Below are 19,041 nucleotides of genomic sequence, written 5' to 3' on the forward strand. Positions count from 1 at the left end.
CGGTCTTCCTGGGGGAGGGTCAGAGAGGTTGGGCGGTGACGGCGAACATCTCGGCCGTCGCCTTGGCGTTATCGACCGGCGGGCCCTTGCCGAGCTGGCCATGGCAGATCGCCAGGCTCTCGCGGACGATGTAGGCGCAGCGATCGAAGCGGCGGGCGCGATAGGCGGTGAAGGCCTCTTCCACCGTCTCGCCCTTGGCGAGTTCGTCGGCGAGGACGAGGCTGTCCTCGATCGCCATGCCGGCGCCCTGGCCGAGATGCGGGGTGGTCGCATGCACCGCATCGCCGAGCAGCACCACCCGGCCGTGATGCCACGGCCCCTCGACCAGCATGCCTTCGAGCGGCCGATAGACGACACCGTCATCGTCGGTGATCTGCTCCGCGAGGTCCCGGATCACGGGCGCGCAGCTGGCTAGCTTGGTGCGCATCGTCGCCGCCAGTCCCTCGCGCGGATAGCGCGGATTGTCCGGCTCCGGCGTGGTCGCGTACATGTACATCAGCGCATCGCTGATCGGCACGAAGCCGACGCCGGTCGGGCCGTTATAGACGTGAAGCGAATCCAGCCCCGGGAAGCGCGGGAAATTGTAGCGCCACACCGCCTGCCCGGTAAATTGCGGCCGCTCGACATCGGGGAACAGCGTCTGACGAGTCTGCGAATAGACGCCGTCGGCACCGATCACCAGATCGTAGATCCCGCTGCTCCCGTCCGAGAAAGTCACCGCGACGTGCTCGCCATCGTCGACGATCGTCTCGGCGGTGATACCCAGCCGCACCTTGGCCCCCACGGCTATCGTGCGGTCGCCCAGCACCTTGTGGAGCGCCGGCCGGCCGATTCCCACATTCGCCGGATAGCCTTCGAGCAGCCGGGGCGCCGGCACCCGGGCGACCTGCACCCCGTCGGGGCGAAAGATCTCCACCGCGTCGAAGCCGACGCCCGCGTCGAGATAGTCGTCGAGCAGATCGAGCGCCTTCATCGCCCGCAGCACATTGGCCTGCTGGATAATGCCCACCCCGTACACCGACCAATTGGGATCGCGCTCGATTACGTCGACCGCGAAGCCCTTGCCGCGCAGCGCGATGGCGGCGGTAAGCCCGCCGATGCCGCCGCCGATGACGAGGACCTTGAGAGACTGCATGCTGATCTTCCTCAGAATTTCGACGTCACCCGCACGCCATAGGTACGCGGCGGCGAATAGACGGCGAGTGCGGCCGAGCCCGCGCTGTAGATTTGCGCGCTCGCCTGGTAGCGTTCGTTCTCGATGTTCCGGACATAGGCGGCGATCGACCAGCGATCGTCGGCCGCGCTGAAGGCGATCTGGGCGTTGCTCACCCAGGTCGCGCCGACCAGCTGGTTGGGCATATATTCGAAGCCCACCACCCGGCTGGAGCGATATTGGGTATCGGCCGAAAGCACGGCCTTGTGCTCGCCCAGCGGCACGGTCTGCTGCGCGCCGAGGTTCATCGTCCATTTGGGCGACAGATAGGCGGTGCGCCCCGAGCAATCGATGTCGTACATCCCCGCCGTCGCGCTGGCGCGATAGGGGCAGCCGGTCACCGGCGGCGTTGGGCCGATCGGCTCGCGATAGACGAAGCTGTCATATTTGGCGTTGAGATACTGCACGTTCGCGCTGAGCAGCGTCGTCGGCGTCGCGAGCAGCTGGGCTTCGACCTCGACACCCTGGTTCGTGGACTTGCCGACATTCTCGGTGAACTGGCCCTGGTTGCCGTTCTTGTCGATGCCGGTGTGGTTGACCTGCTGGTTGCGATATTTCCACAGGAACGCCTCGACGTTCAGCTGCAGCCGGTTGTCGAAGAACCGGTTCTTCATGCCGATGGTGTAGGCATCGATATATTCGGGCTGGAACGTCTCGTAGCCGGCCGACAGCGCGAAGCCGCCCGAGCGGTAGCCGGTCTCGTAATTGGCATAGAGCAGCGAGTGCGGACCGACGTCGAATTCGGCGCCGAGATGATAGGTCAGCCGATCGTTGGACAGCGGCGTGTTCACCGGCGTTACCGCATGGATCAGCAGGGCGCCGGTCGTACCGATCGGCCGCGCCTGGTTGTCCGGCACGCTCGGATAGATGGCGGTCGGCAGATCCTGATAGCGGCCCGCGGAGGGCAGCAGCGGTGCGGTCGGGCAGCTTGGCTGGCCCTGCACCACCACTGTGCAGCGCACCAGGAACACATCAGCGCGACCGTCGAAGTCCTTGTCGTCCTTCGTGTAGCGCAAGCCTCCGATCAGCCGCAGAGGATCGCCCAGGTTGGCGGTGACCCGCCCGAACCCGGCATAGGACTTGGTGCCCGAGGTGAACTTCTGATAGGCGTTGAGCGCCTGCTGCGCATAGAGATAGGTCGCGGCGACCGACTCATCGAAATAATTGGCGCCCAGCATATAGTCGAAGATGCCGACGCGATTGCCGGCGAAGCGGACTTCCAGGCTCTTCTGCTCGTCGGTCTCGGCAACGTCGCCGTAGAAGGCGGGCACGGCAAAGCGGTTGTTGAGCTTGGAATAGCGCCAGGACGGGATCACGGTCAGCGTCCCCGCGCCGGTGCGCAGGGTGATCTCGGCATTGGCGCCGTAATAATTGTTGTCGAGATAGGGCTGCACGTCGAGCGGCGCGAGCGTGCGTCCGGCAAGCCCGCTGTACAGGGTCTGGCGATAGGCCTGGGCGTCGGCGGAGAACAACCCGCTGTCCGCCCCGAAGCCCGAAGGGACGAACTGGTTGGTGGTGCCGTTGAAGACGATCCGACCGGAATAGGTCGAACCCGGCCCCTTGCCGCCGCTGTGCGAGAAGTCCCCGCCGACGCGCACGGTAAGGTCCGGCGTCAGTTCGGTGAGCAGCTGTACGCGCAGCGCCTGGGTCTTCTCGTCGCTGGTGCCGTCATTCTGATAGCCGTCCCGGCTCACGACATTGCCCGCGATGCGCAGCGCACCATGCTCGCCCATCGCCAGATTAACCGCGCCCTGCACGTTGACGGCGTCGTAATTGCCATAGCTTGCGGTGACGAAGCCGCTGTTCTCGCCCAGCTTGGGGCGCGTCGGCAGGACGTTGATCGCGCCGGCGGTGGCGTTGCGGCCGTAGAGCGTGCCCTGCGGGCCCTTCAGCACCTCCACCCGCTCGAGATCGTAGAAGACGCCCGAGGTCGAGGTGGCTCGGCCGAGATAGACGCCGTCATAATTGAAGGCGACGGCCGGATCGCTATAGCCGTTGACGGTGAAGTTGCCGACGCCGCGCAGGAAGAAGGTCGTGTTGGCACCGCCCTGCGGCTGCGCGCTGAGCGAGGGGACCGAGTTCCCCAGCTCGTTCGAGCTGGTAAGGCCGCGGCTGACCAGCTGATCGCCGGTGACCACCGCTACGGGAATACCCGCGCGCTGCAGATTTTCCGCCTTGCGCTGCGCGGTGACGATGATTTCCTGCAGCCCCTGCTGGTCCGTCCCGCCGGCCGGGTTCTGCTGCTGTTGCTGCTGCGGTGCGTCGCTCGCTGCCTGGGTCTGCGCCTGCGCCTGTGACCCAACGCCCGCGATCGTAAGCGCCAGTATCGAACTGGTCCGCCTCCATGCCCGGTTCACATCCATTCTCCTGATCATGCGGATCTTCGATCGTCCGCTGCGCACGAGAATGGGGGGCCTTTGACATTAATCAAAATTCTAATATTTTATGGTGATGCAATCACAGGATTGATACATGCGGCTCGATCGTTTTGACCTGAACCTGCTCGTCGCCTTCCACACGCTGATGGAGGAGCGCAGCGTCACCCGTGCGGCGGAGCGGCTCCATCTCACCCAGCCGGCGATGAGCGCGGCGCTGCGGCGGTTGCGCGACTCCTTCAACGATCCGCTGCTGGTCGCCAACGGCAAGCAGATGGTGCCGAGCCCGCACGCGCAGGAACTCGCGCCCCGGGTAGCCGAGATCGTGGCGAACGCGCAGGCACTGATCTCCAGCTCGACGCTGTTCGATCCGCGCACCTCGCGGCGCAGCTTCCGGATCGCGGCCTCGGATTATGTCACCTCGATCGCCGTCCAGCCGCTGCTCGCCGAAATGGCGGTGCAGGCGCCCGGCATTCGCTGCTCGGTGATCCCGCCGCATACCGCCGTCACCGAGCAGATGGAGCGCGGCGAGGTCGACTGCATCATCTCGCCCGAGCAGTTCCAGGCGCACGGGCACCCGACGGAGCTGCTGTTCGAGGAGGAGCATGTCCTGCTCGGCTGGGCCGAGAACCCGCTATTCGCGAAGCCGATCACCGAGGCCGAGTACCAGGCGGCCGGCCATGTCGTGGTGGAGCTTTCCAACACGCCGGCCTTTGTCGAGCAATTCGTCCGCGCCCGCGGCGACACGCGGCGCATCGAGGTGACCGTCACCTCCTTCACCCTGGTGCCGTGGCTGCTGCCGGGCACCCATCGGATCGCGCTGGTGCACGCGCGCCTGGCGCGGCTGTTCATGGGCAAGCTGCCGCTTGCGATGGCGCCGCCCCCCTTTCCGCTGCCCAGGATGCGCGAGATGATCCAGTTCAATCGCGCGCGTGCCAGCGACCGTGGCCTGGTATGGCTGCGCGAGCGTCTGCGCCACCATGCCAGTGCGACGGACGCAGGCAGCTAAGTCCCAGACGCAGCGGCGGCAGCCATCATCACATGCCGCCGTCGCGCCAACGCTTCCGGTCGCTCAGGCGCCTTGCGCATAATCGGTCGAGCGCGTCACCGTTTCCCAGCGATCGATCTCGTCGATCACCGCGTCCAGCTTCTCGCGGGCGCGCCGCAGCGCGTCGCTGCCGAGCAGCAGGTGCAGCGGCGGGTTGGGTGCGTCGACCAGCGCAAGGATTGCCGCAGCCGCCTTGCCCGGATCGCCGATCTGGCGCCCGGCCATCGCATCGAGCCGCGCGATGCCCGTCCCGACGCTCTCCGCATAGGGTGCGCCGCCCTGGCTGCGACGGATCGAATGGTCGCTGAGAAAGTCGGTGCGAAAAGCACCCGGCGCGATCGCCGTGGCGTTGAGACCGAGGGGCGCGATTTCCTGTGCCAGGCTCTGCGTCAGACCTTCCAGTGCTGCCTTGGTCGCGGCGTACAGGCCCGATGATCCCGCGGGGGCACGGCCCGCGATTGAAGTGATGTTGAGGATGTGACCGCTGCCCTGCCGCCGCAGAGCGGGAAGTGCGGCGCGGATGATCGCGAAGGGCGCGAAGACGTTGACCGCGAACAGCCGCTCGAACTCCGCGTCGGTCGCTTCCTCCAGCGCCCCCAGCAGGCCGTAGCCGGCATTGTTGACCAGCACGTCGATACGCCCGGCCTTGTCGAAGGCCGCCTGCACGGCGGGTGCGATCGCCGTGGCGTCGGTGAGGTCGACGGGGATGACATGCAGCGTGCCGCTGCCCGTCGCCAGGTCCGGCGCCGCCTCGCGCACCGTGCCGACGACGGTATCGCCGCGCGCGAGGGCGGCCTCCGCAAGGGCCTTGCCGAGACCGCGCGAAATGCCCGTGATGAACCAAGTCTTCATAGCTGTTCTCCTTCGCCGCCGGATGTAGCCGTTCAGCCGAACCGGATAATCGGCCGGTTGCTACCCGGGCTTGTAAGTCCAGCTTCACAATGCTGAGATGCGCCGCATGATCCATCCCAGCGAATTCGGTGCCTTGCGCGCCTTTGCGGCCGTGGCCGACCAGCGAAGTTTCAGCCGGGCGGCCGAGCAGCTGGGAGTATCCTCTTCGGCGCTGAGCCAGCTAATCCGCGGGCTGGAGGAACGGCTGGGTATCCGGCTGCTCCATCGCACCACCCGCAGCGTTTCGCTCACTGAGGCGGGCGCTGCCCTGCTGGCCGACGTCGCGCCCGCGATCGACAGTCTGGCTGGTGCGCTGGAGCAGGCACGCACCGCCGCGCGGCAGCCCACCGGCACCGTGCGCTTGCACTGCTTCCATGCCGCTGCGGACCGGTTCGTGGTGCCGATCCTGCCCACGCTGGCGCGCACCTTCCCCGACATCACGCTGGATCTCACGATCGACGACACGGTCGTCGATCTCGTCGGCAGCGGCTATGATGCCGGAATCCGCATCGGCGAAGTAATCGAGCGGGACATGGTCGCGGTTCGGCTGGGCGGCGATATTCGGCAGCTGGCGGTGGCTGCACCTGCCTATCTCGCCGAGCACGGGGTTCCGCAAACACCGAAGGACCTGCTGCAGCATCGCTGCATCCGCTGGCGCTGGCCGGGGCAACCCGGCCCCTATGCGTGGGAGTTCTTCGAGAAGGGGCACTGGTTCTCGGTCGCCGTGGAGGGCCCGCTGATCACCAGCAGCCGCGCGGTGATGATGGACGCGGCACTGGCCGGCGTCGGCATCGCATTCCTCAAGGAGGAGTCGGTGCTCGGCGCCTTCGCCCGGGGCCAACTCGTTCCGCTGTTGACGGGCTGGTCGATCCCCTTTCCCGGCTATTATCTGTGCTACCCCCAGCAGCGGCAAATGGCGCCGGCGCTGCGTGCGGTGATCGACACGATCCGCGCGGGCGAGACCGACTAACGATTGTCGTTCCTGGACAGGCGGAGGCGCGAGGGCGTTTCCCACCCACCGATTTGCCGCCGCCTCGTGTCACCGCCGGCTGAGAAACCGGACCGCTGCCGCCCTTCATACAGCCCTTCGGACTCCCTCCCCGGCTTCATCGCCGCTATGCCGCTATGCCGCTTTTGCCTTTCGCTTCGCGCGCCTGGCCCGTTGAATGTTCCACTGCGACCGCCAGAACGCATAGACTGCCAGGCTCCCGAGCAGGGTCAGCGCGATGCCGGACCCGGTCATCGCCAGTTTCCACAGCAGGCCCCCGGCCTTGGCAGCATGAAGCGGGTAGAGCTTCTCGCGGATCGATGCGGCAGCGCCTGCCGTCGCCGGATCCTCCCGGCCGACGATCGCCAGCGTGTCCGGGTCGGCATAGACGAAGGTCCGGCCGTTCGGCGTCCATTCGAACGGCTGGCGAAGCCGGAGGGCGATCGGCGCACCGGCTTTGCGCGGCCATTGCAGGCGGTGGAACTCCGCGCCGGGGAAGGTCGCAGCGGCGGCCTCGAACAGCGGGCGCAGATCATGGCTCCCCCGCCCCGCCCGGACCTCGACCCGCGGCGGACGCGAACGCGTCTCGGCAAGCAGCCCGCCGCCCAGCGCGGGGAAGACCATCAGCACGCCCGTCACCAGCGACACGAGCAGCAACGGCGCGGCCACCACGCCGAGGTCTCGGTGATGGTGGACGATCGCGCCGGGCTTCATCGTCATGGGCCAAAGCCGCAGGCGAAAGCGGCGCCGCGTCCGCCACCACAGCAGGATGCCCGTGACGACGAAGAACAGGCCGACAAGCCCGGCGATGCCGGTGATCGTCTCCCCCGTATCCCCGATCAGCAGGCGATGGTGGAGATCGAACAACCAAAGCTCGGGCCGCTGCCACGCGCTGGACCAATGGGCGACGGTCTCACCCGCCTGGCTGAGATAGGCGCCGCTGCCGTCCCTGAACACGACCTGGTGGACGCCGAGTCCGTCGCCGGCGAAGGTGATCCGATCGATCGGCTTCGGCCCGCTGGTTATGCTGGCAACGGCCTTGGCAAGCGACGCAGGATCGGCATGGACGGGATCTCCCGCATGGGGAACGAAGGTCAATTCGTCCCGCCACACCAGCAGCGTGCCCGTCAGGCCGAGCAGCGCGAGCAACAGGCCGCCGATCGCGCCGATCCAGCGGTGCAGCAGGGCCAGAAGGTGCATCAGAACCCGGCCTGCCAGCTCAGCGTGAAGTTGCGGCCGCGGCCCGTGTAGAAGCGGGCGTTGTCGGTCGGACCCTGGGTGTCGCTATAGTAGGTCACATAGGCGGTGTTGCCGAGGTTCTGGACGCTCAGCATCATGCGGCCGATCGGCAGGTCATAGGCGATATAGGCATCGAACAGCCGATAGCCGACGAAATCATTGGCGATCGGCTGTCCCTGGAACCGGCGCGACAGATAATAGCGGCCCTGCACGCGGGCGCTGAACCGGCCGCGGCTATAATCGATGTTGAGGTTGAGCCGGTCCGGCGAGATGTTGGCGCCGTCGAGATCGGCGTCCATCTTGCCGTCCCCGTTGGTGTCCGTGCGCCCGCTGACATGGGCGAAGCCGGTGCCGAGCTTGAGCCCCGGCAGCGGGGTGCGGACGTTGAGGTTCAGTTCCAGGCCCTGGATGTCGATCGGCTGGCGCGAAACGTTGAAGATGCCGTCGCTACCGCGGACCAGCACCTGGCCCAGATCGCTCGACGACCAGTAATAGGTGGCGCTCGCGTCCAGCGGGCCTTGGGTGACTTCGACGCCGATTTCGCGGTTGTTCGAAACCACCGGCGTCAGGTCGAGGAAGTCGGTGATGCGGATGTTGGGCTGGGTGATGCCGCGCAGAACGCGACCGATATCGGCGATCGTATAGCCTTCGGCATAGCTGCCATAGGCGCGGATTCCCTTGATCGGCTCCACCACCACCCCGCCATTCCACAAAGCACGCTCGAACGAGGGCTTGCCGCCGATCACCGCCCGCGCGCCAGCGCTGGCCAGCGTCGTATAGTTGGGGATGTCGAGCTGGACGTTTTCGTAGCGCACGCCGCCGGCGAGGCGCACGACGCCGTCGAACAGCTTCAGATTGGCCTGGCCGAACGGCGCCAGGCTGCGAAAGTCGGTCTGCGGCACCCAGGCGCGGCCGGTCTGGACGAGGTCCTGCTTGGTGCGATCGATCAGCGCGTCGAACCCCGCGGTCAGCGTCAGCGCCTCGAAGCCCGGCACGGCGCGTTCGTAGCTGACCTTGCCGCCAATCTTGCGCGACACGTTGCGCGACTGGTCGAACAGCGTGCCCACCGGCGCGATCCGCGCATCCTGGAACGTCGCGACGACACCGCCGGCGAACGTGTCGCTGGTGCGGTTGTAGAAGCCCTGCAGCGTGAACGCGCCGCCGGCCAGATCACCGTCGGTCAGCGATGCGGACAGCATCTCGGCCACGCCGGTGGACGGCTGCCCGGACGTCTGCCCGCGCCGGCTGGTGGCGGGAATGCCCAGCACCCGGTTGCCGTCGACGGGCAGATAATGGTTGTTGCCTTCCAGCCGGAAACGGTTGGCGATCACCTCCAGCCGCGCGCTGGACGACAGGTCCACCCCGACACGGCCGAAGAAGGACAGACTGTCGGTATCCTGGATCTCGCTCTGGTTGCCGTCGAGCCCGACGCGGCGCCCGCGCCCGTCGAGGAACACGCCGCGCCGCTCGAAGGCAACGCCGCCGGTGGCATCGAACGAACCGCTGCGGACATTGACCAGCCCGGCGATCTTGCCTCCGAGCGAGGCACCGGAGAAATCGTCGCCGCTATTGCCCTGGAGCAGGGTCCGCCCGCTCCAGCCATTTTCCTTGGGCGCCGCCACGGTCACCTGATTGACCACGCCGCCGGTCGCGCCGATTCCCTGCAGGGCGTTGGAGCCGTAGATCACCTCGACCCGATCGATGAAGAAGGGATCGATGGTGTAGCCGTCGCGCGCGCCGTTGCGGATCGGCGTCGTCTGCGGGATGCCGTTGATCGCGTAGAGCAGCGACCGACCGCGCAGCGTTTCGCCGAAGCCGGTGATCTTCTCACGCGTCGGCGAGAAGGACGGCAGCAGGGCAGACACGGCATCGACGGTGGAGCCAGAAACCGCGACCTGGCGCGACAGCGTCTCGCGATCAATCACGTCCACCGTCAGCGGCAGCGCGCTGGCCGGTAATTTGGTCCGCGCCGCGGTCACGACGATCTCTTCCCGCACGGTGGTGGCATCGATATCGGAACGGCCTTCCTGGGCCTGTGCGCTTCCCGTCGAAATGGTAGCTGCGGCAAGCACGCTGAGTGCGAACTTCATCATTTTCCCCTTTCGGGGGGCAATAGAAAACTCGCACCACTTTTGCAACAGCCTCGCATTAGCAGGCTGTTGCTGTGCTCCTGGGTTTGCCGGATCGTGGCGGTTCGTGATGCGCACGGTGACGCCCGTCGGCGCCCATGCGCTCATGCAGATTGCGGGACCGCCTTGGCAGCGCGTGCTGCGTTCCGCCCGGCCGCCACCGCAAGTGCCTCGCCGACGAGGATGAGAGTCGGCTGCTCGTTGGAAAAGCCGGCGACGGCGATGTGCAGCAGATCCAGCCGGGTATGCAGCAGCCGCTCGCTGTCCAGACTGACATCGCACGCCAGCAGCACCGGCGTGGCGCCGGGAAGCCCTGCGGCCTGAAGGTTGCGGCTGATTTCCGCGGCGGCGCTGCGGCCCATGTAGAAGACGGTGGTGCAATGCGGATCCGCCAGCGCGGCCCAGTCCAGGTCGAGGGGCGCAGCGCCGCGCTTGTGTGCGGTCGCGAACTGTACCCGCCGTGCCAGCCCGCGCAGCGAGAGCGACACGCCGGCGGAAGCGGCCGCCGCGCTGGCGGCGGTGATGCCCGGGCAGATCCGCACCGGCACCCCCGCCTGGACCAGCGCCGAACACTCCTCCATCGATCGCCCGAAGATCGAGGGATCGCCCCCCTTCAACCGCACGACGCGCTCGCCTGCCAGCGCCGCGGCGACGAGCAGGTCGTTGATCGCGCCTTGTTCCTTGGAATGCCGCCCGGCACGCTTGCCCACCGGCACCTGCCGCACCGATGCCGGGATCAGTGCCAGAACCCCGTCCCCGACCAGCGCGTCGTAGAAGACGATGGTGGCGGTGCGGAGCAGCCGCTCCGCCTTGCGGGTGAGCAGGTCGGGATCGCCGGGGCCGGCGCCGACCAGCCAGACGCTGCCTGCAGGGAATTCGTCAGCCATGCGCGGCCTCCTTTGGCATGTCGTTGAGAATGCGGGCAAGCGCCGGACGGCACGATCCGCAATTGGTCCCCGCCCCCAGTGCCGCCCCGATCGCGGCAACGTCCTGCAAGTGCTGATCACGGATCGCCGCGGTGATGCTGTGCAGGCCGACGTCGAAACAGGCGCAGACGACGGGCCCGCGATCGCTCCTGCGGCCTGGCGCGCGACCGGCGAGCACCTGCGGGCCTTGCGGCTGCTGCAGCTGGCCGATCAGCCAGTCGCGGCTCGGCAATTCCCCATGGCGCGTGACGAACAGCACCGCCGCCAGTCGCCCATCGCGCAGCACGCCCACCCGCAGGCTGCCCCGCGCAGGATCGCTCGCCTCGATCCGCTCTCCGGGCGGCAGCGCCCGGTCGAGCCCGGTCGGCGCGCCGATGCCGGCCAGTTCGTAGAGCACGCCGCCCGGCACCGCCACGCGCGTCGCCCACAGGCAATCCGGGGCGGGCGCGTCGCCATGCACGATCAGGAAACCGCGCCAGTCGACGGCCACCGGCGCCACCCGTGCGGGCGCGAGCTTGAAGCCGGGCTGCCCCGAATGCGGATCGGCGAGATCGCGGGCGAGGAATCCCGTGCGCCCACCGCAGGATTGCTGGTCCGTCCAATGGATCGGCGTGAACAGCTCGCCCCTGCGCTGGCCGCTGCTATGGGCCGCGCGGAACAGGCTTTCGCCCTGCGGCGTCGTCACCCGCGCGAGCGCGCCATCGGCGATCCCCAGGGCCGCGGCGTCCTCCGGGTGGATCTCGACCAGCGGCTCCTCGCGGTGCCGGGCGAGCTTGGGGGAGAGGCCGGTACGCGTCATCGTATGCCACTGGTCGCGGTATCGGCCGGTGTTGAGCGTCATCGGCCAGTCGCGCAGCGGCGCGTCGAGCGGGCGCTGCGCCACCGGCACCAGCTGCGCCCGGCCGCTCGCCGTCGGAAAGCGGCCATCGGCGAAGGGCACCACGGCCCATTGGAAGGGCGCCATGTCCGCATAGTCCTGGTTGCCGATCGCCGCCTTGGCCGTGAGGTCGAGCAGGCGCGTGCCCGGATTGCGATAGGCGGTCAGGCGGGCATGTTCGCGCCAGATGTCGGCGGGGCGATCATAGGCGAAGGCGGTGCGGAACCCCATGCGCCGCGCCACCTGGCTGACGATCCACCAGTCGGGCTTCGCCTCGCCCGGCAGCGGCAGGAAGGCGCGCTGGCGGCTGATCGTGCGTTCGGAATTGGTGACGGTGCCGTCCTTCTCGCCCCAGGCGGCGGCGGGCAGACGGACATGGGCGTGCACGCTGGTGTCGGTCTCGGCGACCACGTCGGACACGACGACGAACGGGCATGCGGCCAGCGCTTCGCGCACCCGGCCGGCATCGGGCATCGAGACGGCAGGGTTGGTCGCCATGATCCACAAGGCCCTGATCCGCCCCTCTCCGACCGCGCGGAACAGGTCGACCGCCTTGAGGCCCGGCTTGGTCGCCATCCGCTCCGCGGCCCAGAAGCGACCGACCTCGGCGACGTCCTGATCGCCGAACCCGCGATGCGCCGCCAGAGTCGAGGTGAGCCCGCCCACCTCGCGTCCGCCCATCGCATTGGGCTGTCCGGTGATCGAGAAGGGCGCGGCACCGGTCACGCCGATTCGGCCGGTGGCAAGGTGGAGGTTGAGGATCGCGTTCACCTGATCGGTGCCGCGGATCGACTGGTTGATACCCTGGCTGAACAAGGTCACCGTGCGGGGATGTGCCGCAAACAGCTGGTAGAAACGCTGGAGATCGGCGGGGGCGAGGTCGCAGGTCTGGGCGGTGGACCAGAGGTCGTGTCCTTCCCCCAGCGCCTCCCAGAACCCTGCCGGCACGTCGAGGTTCGCGGCATCGGCGAGCCCCTCTGCCCGGCAATGCGCGAGCAGGCCGTTGAACAGCGCGACGTCGCTGCCGGGGCGGACGGCCAAATGCAGGTCCGCCTCCTCGGCGGTCTCGGTGCGGCGCGGGTCGATCACCACCAGCTTGGCGCCGCGCTCGGCGCGTGCGGCCATGATCCGCTGATAGACGACCGGATGGCACCAGGCGGTGTTCGATCCCACCAGCACGATCAGGTCGGCGGCGTCGAGATCGGCATAGCTGCCCGCCACCACGTCCTCGCCGAACGCGCGCATATGCCCGGCGACCGCACTCGACATGCACAGCCGCGAATTGGTGTCGATGTTCGCCGATCCGATGAAGCCCTTCATCAGCTTGTTGGCGACGTAATAATCCTCGGTCAGCAGCTGGCCCGAGACGTAGAAAGCGACGCTGTCCGGTCCATGTTCGGCGATGGCCTGGCGAAAGCGCCGCGCGACGAGGTCGAGCGCCTTGTCCCAGCCGGCGCGGCGGTCGCCGATCATCGGGTGGAGCAGGCGCCCCTCCAGCCCGATCGTCTCGCCGAGATGCGTGCCCTTGGAGCAGAGCCGGCCGTGATTGGCGGGATGCTCGGGATCGCCCTCGATGCGAACGGCGCGCGCGTCGCTGACGGTCGCGCGGATGCCGCAGCCGACCCCGCAATAGGCGCAGGTGGTGCGGACGGCGTCGCTCACGTCGCCGTCCGCACCGGCATGGCGAGCAGGATACGCTCGCCCTCCACTCGCACCGGCACCACCGGCGTGCAGCCGGCATCCTCTCCCAGGGCAGCCCCGGTCGCGAGCGAAATGCGCATATTGTGGAGCGGGCAGGCCACCGCATGGCCATGCACGATCCCCGCGCTCAGCGGCCCGCCCTTGTGCGGGCAGCGGTCGATCAACGCGAAGACCCTGTCGTCATGGGTGCGGAACACCGCGATGGGCTCGCCACCCAGAGTCAGGGTGCGGCTGCCCCGCAGCGGCAGGTCGGCAAGGGTGCCGATATCGATCCAGTCGGTCATGGGCATCACTCTGCGGCGGCGAGAAGGGGCTGGTGGAGGGCGGCGTCGGCCCCGGCGACGCGATCGGCCCAGGGGTCGTCCTGGCTGAAGGACTGCGAATGCCAGAAGCGCGCGGCGAGCGCGTCACGGCCGGGCTCGTCCTCCACCACCCGCGACTTCACATAAGCGAGCCCGGCCCGCTCGATCCACGGCGCGGTGCGCTCCAGATAGCGCGCCTCCTCGCGGTAGAGCTGCACGAAGGCGGCGGCGTAGTGCATCGCTTCCTCTTCGGTCGCCACCTTCACCAGCAGGTCGGTGGCGCGGACATGGATGCCGCCATTGCCGCCGACATGCAGCTCGTAGCCCGAGTCCACGCACACCACGCCGAAGTCCTTGATCGTCGCCTCGGCGCAGTTCCGCGGGCAGCCGGAGACCGCCATCTTGAACTTGTGCGGCATCCAGCTGCCCCAGAAGCCGCGCTCCAGCTTGATGCCGAGCCCGGTCGAATCCTGCGTGCCGAAGCGGCACCATTCGGAGCCGACACAGGTCTTCACCGTGCGCAGCGCCTTGGCATAAGCATGGCCCGAAACCATTCCCGCCGCGTTGAGATCGGCCCACACCGCAGGCAGATCCTCCTTGCGGATGCCGAAGATATCGAGCCGCTGGCCGCCGGTGACCTTCACCATCGGCGCGTTGTACTTCTCCACCACGTCGGCGATCGCGCGCAGCTCGGTGGGGGTGGTCACCCCGCCCCACATGCGCGGCACCACCGAGTAGGTGCCGTCCTTCTGGATGTTGGCGTGGAGCCGCTCGTTGACATAGCGGCTCTGCTGGTCGTCGACATAGTCGCCCGGCCACGCGCAGAGCAGATAGTAATTGAGCGCGGGGCGGCACGAGGAACAGCCGTCGGGCGTCGACCAGTGCAGCGTCTGCATCACCTCGGGAATGGCACGCATGCCCTGCTCGACGATCGCGCGGCGCACCTCGTCATGGCCGTAGCTGGTGCATTTGCACATCGTCTTGGGGCCGGCCTGCACGCCGTCCTCACCCAGCGTCAGCGCAAGCAAATTCTCGACGATACCGGTGCACGACCCGCAGCTGGCAGATGCCTTGCAACCGGCCCGCACCGCATCGAGACTGCACGCGCCGCCGTTGATCGTGGCGACCACCTTACCCTTGGAAACGCCGTTGCAGCCGCAGATCTCGGCATCGTCCGAGAGCGCCGCAACGGCCGCCTTAGGGTCCAGCTGCCCCCCTCCCGAGGCGAAGGCCTGGCCGTAGATCAGCACGTCGCGAATGGGGGCGACATCCTCGCCCTTCTTGAGCAGGTCGAAATACCAGCCGCCGTCGCTCGTATCGCCGAACAGCACCGCGCCGATCACGCGGTCGTCCTTCAGCACCACGCGCTTGTAAATGCCCCGCGTCGCATCACGCAGCACGATGTCCTCGCAGCCGTCGCCGCCGGAGAAGTCACCGGCCGAGAATACGTCGAGCCCGGCCACCTTGAGCTTGGTCGAAGTGACCGAGCCGCGATAGGGATTGGCGCGCGCGACCAGCCCGTCCGCCAGGCTGCGGCACATATCCCACAAGGGCGCGACCAGCCCGTAGCACTGCCCGTCATGCTCGACGCATTCGCCGACCGCCAGCACATCGGCATCGCTGGTAACCATATGGTCGTCGACCTGGATGCCGCGGCCTACCGCCAGCCCGGCTTCGCGGGCCAGCTTCACCGAAGGCCGGATGCCGACCGCCATCACCACCAGCTTGGCGGGGATGACGCGGCCGTCCTTGAGCTGCACGCCCTCGACCTTGCCCTCGCCGAGGATCGCGGCGGTGTCGGCGCCGGTGAGGATGGTCTGCCCGCGCGCTTCCAGCGCCGACTTGAGCAGCCAGCCCGCGGCTTCGTCGAGCTGGCGTTCCATCAGCGTCGGCATCAGGTGGAGCACAGTGACCTTCATGCCGCGCAGGGTGAGGCCGTGCGCCGCCTCCAACCCCAGCAGCCCGCCGCCGATCACCACCGCGTCCCCGCCCTCGCTCGCCGCGGCCAGCATCGCATCGACATCGGCCATGTCACGGAAGCTGATCACGCCGGGCAGATCGTGCCCCGGCACCGGGATGATGAACGGGTCCGAGCCGGTGGCGATCAGCAGCTTGTCATAGCCGGTGACGCGGCCCGACCTGGCGGTGACGGTGCGGGCGGCGCGGTCGATCGCCACCACCGGATCGCCGGCGACCAGCTCGATGCCATGCTGGGCGTACCAGCCATGATCGTTGATCACGATCTCCTGGTACGTCTTCTCGCCGGCCAGCACCGGCGAGAGCATGATCCGGTTGTAGTTCACATGCGGCTCGGCGCCGAAGATGGTGACCCGGAAGCGCGTGCCGTCGCGCGCCAGCAGTTCCTCCACGGCGCGACACCCGGCCATGCCGTTGCCGATCACCACCAGATGCTGGCGCGTCTCGGCCGCCTGGGCAGCCTCGGCGGGGCGTTCATCGGCAAGAATCGCCGTGGCTTCGAGAAACTCCATCCGCTTCGCTCCAAAACGAAAAAAGCCGCCATCCGGCGCCCGGTCTGGTGAACCGAGCGCTGGATGGCGGCTTTGCCATCAACAGGACCACGTTTTGCCCATCATCGGGCTGGCGTGGCTATGTGGGGAAGGACAGCCTTGTCCTTCGCGTTGCAACATAACGCGATTCGTGGAACCGCTCAAGCGATTCCGCTCAGTAACTCCAATCCAGCTGCAGCCAGAACTTGCTGGTATCGGTCGCCAGCCGATCGGCCTCGTACCGGGCATAGCGTGCCGAGAGCAGCGTCTTCTTGACCTTCACCGTGGCGAGCAGATCGATTTCGTCGCCATAATGCTGGTCGAGCCGATCGCTTTCGAAGCGATGCCAGGTCGCCTGCAGCGTCAGCGCGTCCACCTTGCCCAACTTCTTCCAGCCATAGCCGCCGCCGGCATAAAGATCGCGGACGCCGTTGGGCGGCGTGGTCAGGAACTTGTCGGCCCAGCCCTGGAACTTGAAGTTGGTGCCGAGCGGCATCTGGAAGCTGGTCAGCGCCGCGCCCTTGTACGCGCCCAGCACTTCATAGCCGGTGTTCAGCTTCCAGCCGCGCAGGTCGAGCGTGGCATCGGCCAGCCAATAATCGGCGCTGTAGCGATTGGGGTTGCGGTGATAGTCCGACTGGGTCGCCCAGCTGAGCTGGTAGCTCAGCTTCACCTTCGGCGCGAGGCCGCGGCTGCCCGCCAGCCGCCCGCCAAAGGTCTGGCTGGCCAGGCGATAGCCCTGCACTTCCGGCTCGTCCTGGTCGATCAGATAGGCGAAGCCGGTCAGCGTGCCGATCGGCGTCGCCACGCCGAGATTGGCGAACACATTATCGCCGCCCACCCCGCGCTGCCGCGCGCCGCGCCCGTCGGTGCCCCAGATCGTCCGCACGTCCCAGGCATAGCTGAGGTCGAGCTTCACGCCCTTCAGCGGCACCAGCTCGGCGCGCACCGCATCGAAGGTCTGGGCATTGTTGCGGAAGCCGACATTGCCGACGAAGCGCTCGTCGTCCAGCGCGATCCGCTGGCGCCCGGCGGTCACCGTCAGCGGCGCGGTGCGATATTGCAGCTGCGCGCGGTAGATCGCGACGTCCTGCGGATCGGCGACCAGCGGCCGGTTTGCGGCGCCGTGCAGACCGTCGTCATAGTTGCCGGCCAGCGCCAGATTGCCCTGCGCCTCGCCCAGCACGGCCCAGGGGCCGCTGCTGAGTTCGGCACCGGCGCGCACGCGCAGCGTCCAGGCGTCGGCGGCCTGCGCCAATCCGTCCTGGTCGACATGCTCGTAGCGGGTACGCGCCTCGATCAGCGGCCTCACCGCGATATCCTGGGCACAAGCCGGCCCGGCGACGGCCAGCGCGGCCGCCGTGCAGAAGATGGTTCGCATGGAATTCCCCCGAAACGGGGCGGCGCGGTTCGTCCTGCGCCGCCCCCCTCTCCGATTCAGATACGCGCGCCGGTTGTCCAGCGGGCGCGCCACGAGGCCTTGACCAGCATCAGACCCAGCAGCGCGACCAGCGCCAGCCCGGCAAAAATCAGGAAGCCCGGTGCAAAGCTGCCCGCCAGCTGCTTGGCCAGGCCCAGCGAGGACGCGAGGTAGAAGCCGCCGATGCCGCCGGCCATGCCGACGAGCCCGGTCATCACGCCGATCTCGGCCTGGAAGCGCTGCGGCACCAGCTGAAACACCGATCCGTTACCGGTGCCCAGCGCCAGCATCGCGACGACGAAGCAGCCGAGCGCCACCGGCAGCGTCGGCGCGACGCTCACCCCCGCCAGCGCGGCGGCGGCCACCAGGAACACGCCCGTCAGCGCCTTCACGCCGCCGATCCGGTCCGCCAGCGCACCGCCCATCGGCCGCACCAGCGAGCCCGCGAAGACACAACCCGCGGTGCAATATCCCGCGACCACGGTGCTCAGCCCGAACTGATCGGTGAAATAGATCGGCAGCGATGCCGCCAGCCCGACGAACCCGCCGAAGGTGACGGCGTAGAAGCCCATCAGCCACCACGCATCCGCCGACTTCAGCGGGTGGAGATACTCGATCAGCGTCTTGGGCGAGGGCGGGTTCGGCGCATCCTTGGCCAGCGCCAGATAGAGCAGGAAGACGATGCCCAGCGGAATGCAGGCGAGCCCGAGCACGGCGTTCCAGCCGAACAGCTTGGCAAGCGCGGGCGCGAACAACGCCGCCAGCACCGTGCCCGAATTCCCCATGCCGGCGAGCCCCATCGCCTTGCCCTGATGCTCGGCCGGATACCAGCGGCTGGCCAGCGGCAGCGCGATCGCGAAGCTGGCCCCGGCAAAGCCCAGGATTACGCCCAGCGCCAGCGTGCCGCCGAAGCTGTTCACGCCGAGCATCCAGGCGGAGAGCAGTCCTCCGATCACGATCATCTGGCTGATCGCGCCCGAGCGCTTGGGCCCGATACGATCGACCAGCAGGCCATTGACGACGCGAAGGAGCGCGCCCGCCAGCGTCGGCGTCGCCACCATCAGCCCCTTTTGCGCGGCGGCGAGGTGGAGCGTCCTGGCAATGTCCGGCGCCAGGGGACCGAGCAGCACCCACACCATGAAGGCGAGGTCGAAATACAGGAAGGCCGCAACCAGCGTCGGCCAGTGCCCGCTGCGCCAGAAGCTGCCGTCGCTCGCCTTGGTGACCCGTGGTCCCACGCTTCGATCCAGAAATGCCGTTGCCATGCTGACTTCCCCAATGCCGATCTGAAAAGGACAAGAAAAAAGCCGCTCGCCGGACGTTCGCATGGGTGCGAAATCCGGTCAGCGGCTTTGCTGCGTTCAGAGGGGGAGGCAGGCCCCGGCGTTGGGGTGCCCTCCCGATGGGCGCGCTTCGATGCGCGAC

13 protein-coding genes are annotated in these 19,041 nt (G+C 67.9%); 2 read left to right on the top strand and 11 right to left on the bottom strand.

Annotated elements, in window-relative coordinates; all coding sequences use genetic code 11:
* Positions 1-19: 19 nt before the first annotated feature.
* Entirely contained in the window at positions 20-1,135 is a 1,116-nt protein-coding gene (locus ACTJKY_RS19260; RefSeq protein WP_440847710.1) for an FAD-dependent oxidoreductase, read from the bottom strand.
* An 11-nt stretch (positions 1,136-1,146) separates the two neighbouring features.
* Positions 1,147-3,570 carry a TonB-dependent receptor gene (locus ACTJKY_RS19265; protein WP_440847711.1) on the bottom strand — a complete coding sequence of 808 codons (2,424 nt, stop codon included), beginning with the start codon at positions 3,568-3,570 and terminating at the stop codon, positions 1,147-1,149.
* A gap of 115 nt (positions 3,571-3,685) precedes the next feature.
* Between ACTJKY_RS19265 and ACTJKY_RS19270 the strand changes: the two genes are divergently transcribed.
* Positions 3,686-4,597: a LysR family transcriptional regulator gene (locus ACTJKY_RS19270; protein ID WP_440847712.1), complete on the top strand. Its 912-nt coding sequence runs from the start codon at positions 3,686-3,688 to the stop codon at positions 4,595-4,597.
* A 63-nt stretch (positions 4,598-4,660) separates the two neighbouring features.
* Here ACTJKY_RS19270 and ACTJKY_RS19275 read toward each other — a convergent pair whose 3' ends face one another.
* Entirely contained in the window at positions 4,661-5,488 is an 828-nt protein-coding gene (locus ACTJKY_RS19275; RefSeq protein ID WP_440847713.1) for an oxidoreductase, read from the bottom strand.
* A gap of 106 nt (positions 5,489-5,594) precedes the next feature.
* On the opposite strand from ACTJKY_RS19275, the gene ACTJKY_RS19280 reads away from it, so the two are divergent.
* The gene (locus ACTJKY_RS19280; RefSeq protein ID WP_440847714.1) at positions 5,595-6,497 is read left to right on the top strand and encodes a LysR family transcriptional regulator; all 903 of its coding nucleotides are present in this window, start codon (positions 5,595-5,597) and stop codon (positions 6,495-6,497) included.
* Positions 6,498-6,650: 153 nt separating this feature from the next.
* On the opposite strand, the gene ACTJKY_RS19285 is transcribed toward ACTJKY_RS19280, so the two are convergent.
* The 8 genes from ACTJKY_RS19285 to ACTJKY_RS19320 form a co-directional block, all read right to left on the bottom strand.
* Positions 6,651-7,715 (bottom strand): PepSY-associated TM helix domain-containing protein, encoded by a 1,065-nt coding sequence (locus tag ACTJKY_RS19285; RefSeq protein ID WP_440847715.1) that lies wholly within the window; start codon positions 7,713-7,715, stop codon positions 6,651-6,653.
* Positions 7,715-9,847, bottom strand: a complete 2,133-nt coding sequence (locus ACTJKY_RS19290) for a TonB-dependent receptor (RefSeq protein ID WP_440847716.1) — start codon at positions 9,845-9,847, stop codon at positions 7,715-7,717. The genes ACTJKY_RS19285 and ACTJKY_RS19290 overlap by 1 nt, the downstream gene beginning before the upstream one ends.
* A 140-nt stretch (positions 9,848-9,987) precedes the next feature.
* Entirely contained in the window at positions 9,988-10,770 is a 783-nt protein-coding gene (gene cobA / locus ACTJKY_RS19295) for a uroporphyrinogen-III C-methyltransferase (RefSeq protein ID WP_440847717.1), read from the bottom strand.
* A complete protein-coding gene (locus ACTJKY_RS19300; protein WP_440847718.1) occupies positions 10,763-13,348 on the bottom strand; it encodes a molybdopterin-dependent oxidoreductase in 2,586 nt (861 codons plus the stop codon). Before ACTJKY_RS19300 ends, cobA begins: the two co-directional genes overlap by 8 nt.
* Positions 13,345-13,671: a nitrite reductase small subunit NirD gene (gene nirD, locus ACTJKY_RS19305; RefSeq protein ID WP_440847719.1), complete on the bottom strand. Its 327-nt coding sequence runs from the start codon at positions 13,669-13,671 to the stop codon at positions 13,345-13,347. Before nirD ends, ACTJKY_RS19300 begins: the two co-directional genes overlap by 4 nt.
* 5 nt (positions 13,672-13,676) lie before the next feature.
* On the bottom strand, positions 13,677-16,178 hold the full coding sequence (gene nirB / locus ACTJKY_RS19310; protein ID WP_440847720.1) for a nitrite reductase large subunit NirB: 2,502 nt from the start codon (positions 16,176-16,178) through the stop codon (positions 13,677-13,679).
* A 193-nt stretch (positions 16,179-16,371) separates the two neighbouring features.
* Complete coding sequence (locus tag ACTJKY_RS19315; RefSeq protein WP_440847721.1) at positions 16,372-17,577, bottom strand: alginate export family protein; 1,206 nt, start codon at positions 17,575-17,577, stop codon at positions 16,372-16,374.
* 56 nt (positions 17,578-17,633) lie between these two features.
* Positions 17,634-18,881, bottom strand: a complete 1,248-nt coding sequence (locus tag ACTJKY_RS19320; protein ID WP_440847722.1) for a nitrate/nitrite transporter — start codon at positions 18,879-18,881, stop codon at positions 17,634-17,636.
* Positions 18,882-19,041 lie beyond the last annotated feature (160 nt).

Origin of the sequence: Sphingomonas sp. 22176, from assembly GCF_052045505.1 — a bacterium.
GTDB lineage: Bacteria > Pseudomonadota > Alphaproteobacteria > Sphingomonadales > Sphingomonadaceae > Sphingomonas.